Annotated in this window: 2 protein-coding genes; one reads left to right on the top strand and one right to left on the bottom strand. The window is 69.7% G+C overall.

The genetic code is table 11. The features are described from left to right. Positions 1 to 34 precede the first annotated feature (34 nt). The gene (locus ABT085_RS45340) at positions 35 to 460 is read right to left on the bottom strand and encodes a hypothetical protein (RefSeq protein ID WP_351622820.1); all 426 of its coding nucleotides are present in this window, start codon (positions 458 to 460) and stop codon (positions 35 to 37) included. A 579-nt stretch (positions 461 to 1,039) separates the two neighbouring features. Between ABT085_RS45340 and ABT085_RS45335 the strand changes: the two genes are divergently transcribed. Further along, positions 1,040 to 2,953, top strand: a complete 1,914-nt coding sequence (locus tag ABT085_RS45335; RefSeq protein WP_351622817.1) for an AfsR/SARP family transcriptional regulator — start codon at positions 1,040 to 1,042, stop codon at positions 2,951 to 2,953. Positions 2,954 to 2,956: the final 3 nt, after the last annotated feature.

Genomic DNA, 2,956 nt, shown 5'->3' with positions numbered 1-2,956 from the left:
CCCGGTTTGCGCCGGGCCCGCACGTTCACCGAGGTCAGAAGCAGTCGGTCGACGTCCGGCCAGGGAGCGTCAGCCGACTGGCCCGGTCCCGGAGGCCGGAGGGCAGCGGATCGCCGTTCTGCGTGCCCGCCTGGTCGACGGTGGAGGCGGAGTTGACGTAGTGACCGGGGTTCAGGCAGAACAGGAAGCCCGTCTGGTTGGTGTTGTCCCAGTAGTGGCTCTCGTTGTTCCCGGTGCTTGAATTGCTGGCCGAGTAGACGTTGTTGTTGACCGGGCTGTTGTGACCGACCCCGCTCACGTTGTATTCGTCGAAGGTGTCGTTGGAGAAGTCCGGATCGGAGCTGAAGAAGGACTGCCGTGCGGAGTTGATGTCGGTGTAGAAGACGCAGTGGTAGCCGGAGGCGCAGTTGGGGCCGGCGGCCGAGGGGGACGCGCCGACCAGTCCGAGCGTGGCGGTCATGGCGGCCACTCCTGCGACTGCCGCGAGCCTTGTACGCATGTGCTGTCCTGCCTTCCCAGTGATCCGCTGATGGGTGTTCTGATCGCTTCCCGAGCTGAACCCGAGCTTCACGCTGTGTCCTTTCGCGTTCTCTACGACTCCGACGTCATCTCCCTGGCGGGGGGTGCCTGTCGGACTGGTCGGCGTCGTTCTGGTTGGGCGCACTCGTTCCTTCCTTCATCCGAGGAGCCCAGGAGCCGGTGGGCCCGGTACGGAAGCGATCGTTGTGAGACGCGGTATAGGACCCGTATAAGTCCTGATGGGGATGCGTGCGGCAGATGATCGGGCATGGCTTCGGCCGGCTGCGCATCGCGGATCTTCGGGGCATGCGGCCAGGGGGTGCCGGCCCGGGAGGCCGCACCAGGCGGCAGTCCGCTGATCCACGTCAGTACGGCGTCATGCGTGGGTCGGGCGGTCCGGCGCGGGTCTGCGTCGGAGGGCTGGTGTACCTTCGGGCCGCCAGCGTTGATCCGTGCAGCCTTGGGGGGCGGCCGAGTGGAGTTGGGGATTCTGGGGGATCTGGCAGTCCGTCGCGGGGGCTTGCCGGTCGACATCGGATCGCCCAAGGTGCGTCTGCTGCTCGCGGTCCTGCTGAGCAGGCCGGACCGGCCCGTACCTTCGGAGCTCCTGATGACCGCACTGTGGGGCGAGCGACCGCCGCGCTCGGCGCGTAAGAACCTGCAGCTGTACGTCCATCTACTGCGCAAGGCCCTGGGCCCGGAGCGCATCGAACGGCAGGGCGACGGCTATCGCGTGGTGGCGGGTGATGCGCTGGACGCCACGCGGTTCGAACGGCTTGCCCTCCAGGCGGAGGAGGCCCTGCGACAGGGTGAGACAGCCGGCGCGCAGGAGTTGCACGGTGAGGCGCTGCGGTGCTGGAACGGGGCTGCGTTCGCGGAGTTCCTGGATACCGAAGCCGTCGCGACCCGGGCGGCCCGGCTGGAGGAGCTGCGTCTTGCCGTGCATGAGCGGTGGGCCGATTGCGGTCTGGCCCTCGGCAGGCATGCCGAGGTGGTCGTGGAGCTGACGGAGCTGCTGCCCCGGCATCCCTTTCGGGAGTCGCTCCGCGGCCAGCTCATGACGGCCCTGTATCGCTCGGGCAGGCAGGCCGAGGCGTTCGAGCTCTACCGGCGGACCCATGCGCTGTACGGGACCGAACTGGGCGTCGAGCCCGGCCCGGGTCTGCAGCGCCTGCACCAGGCGATGCTCCGCGGCGATGAGGGCCTCATGCCCTCTCCGGTCCCCGTCGCGGCACTGATGCCGGTCGGGGCCAACCCCTACCGGGGCCTGCCGGCGTTCACCTCCTCGGATCACGACCGGTTCTTCGGCCGCGACCGGCTGTGCGGGCTGTTGTGGGAGCGCGTGGAACGCTTCCCCGTGGTCGTCGTGTTCGGCGCGTCGGGATCGGGTAAGACTTCGCTGCTGGCGGCGGGCCTACTGGGCCGGATCCGGCGGGATACGACCGCTCGGTGGCAGCCGGTCATGATGACGCCGACCGACCAGCCGGTGAAACAGCTGGCGGCCGCGCTCGCCGAGCACGAACGGCCCGCCGGTCAGGAGCTGCTGGTGGTCGATCAGTTCGAGGAATTGTTCACCGTGTGTTCCGATCCCACGGTACGGGAGGAATTCGTCGCCGGGCTGTTAGCGGCGTCCCATGCCGGAACGAAGGTCGTGCTCAGTGTCCGTGCGGACTTCTTCGTCCAGATGACCGGGCTGAGCGAGCTGGCGCCGGCGCTTATGAGCGAGGCGCAGCTGCTGGTCGGTCCGCCGTCGGCCGCGGAACTGCGAGAACTGATCGTCCGGCCGGCGGATCTTGAGGGCTGCTCGGTCGACGCCGATCTGCTGGCCACCGTGGTGGCGGAGGCCTCCGGCGCTGCCGCCGCACTCCCGTTGGTGTCCCACGCGCTGCGGGAGACCTGGCGCAACCGGGCCGGCCGCACCCTGACCCTCGCGGCGTACCAGGCAGGGGGCGGCATGCACGGTGCGATCGCCCAGACCGCCGAGCACGTCTACGCCGAGCTCGAACCCGCCGAGCAGGACCTGGTGCGCCGGCTCATGCAGCGGTTGATCAGCCTGGACGAGGACGGGGTGCGGGACAGTCGGCGGCGGGTCCCGCGAACCGAACTCGACGGGATGGGCCCGGCCGCGGCGGTCGCGGATGTGGTCGACGAGCTGGTGGCGGCGCGCCTGGTGGTCGTGGACGAGGATCGGGTGGAGATCGCCCATGAGGCGCTCATCGTGGCGTGGCCCAGGCTGCGGGCCTGGCTGAGCGAGGACCGCCGACGCCTGGTCGTACGGCAGCGGCTCACCGCCGCGGCCCGAGTCTGGCAGCAGTCGGGGCGGGACGCCGGAGGGCTCTATCGGGGCTCCGGGCTGGCCGAGGCGCGCCCGCACCGCTCGGAGCTGAACCTTCTGGAGCGTGAGTTCCTCGCCGCCAGCGAGGAGCTGTCCTAGTCG

This window comes from Streptomyces sp. NPDC002265 (assembly GCF_040296125.1).
Taxonomy (GTDB): domain Bacteria; phylum Actinomycetota; class Actinomycetes; order Streptomycetales; family Streptomycetaceae; genus Streptomyces.
The sequence above is the reverse complement of the archived record's forward strand: the minus strand, read 5'-3'. Positions and strand labels throughout refer to the sequence as shown.

What these genes read in the sequence shown, in the direction of transcription:
- ABT085_RS45340 (WP_351622820.1), bottom strand. Translation starts at nt 460, where the DNA reads ATGACCGCCACGCTCGGACTGGTCGGCGCGTCCCCCTCGGCCGCCGGC.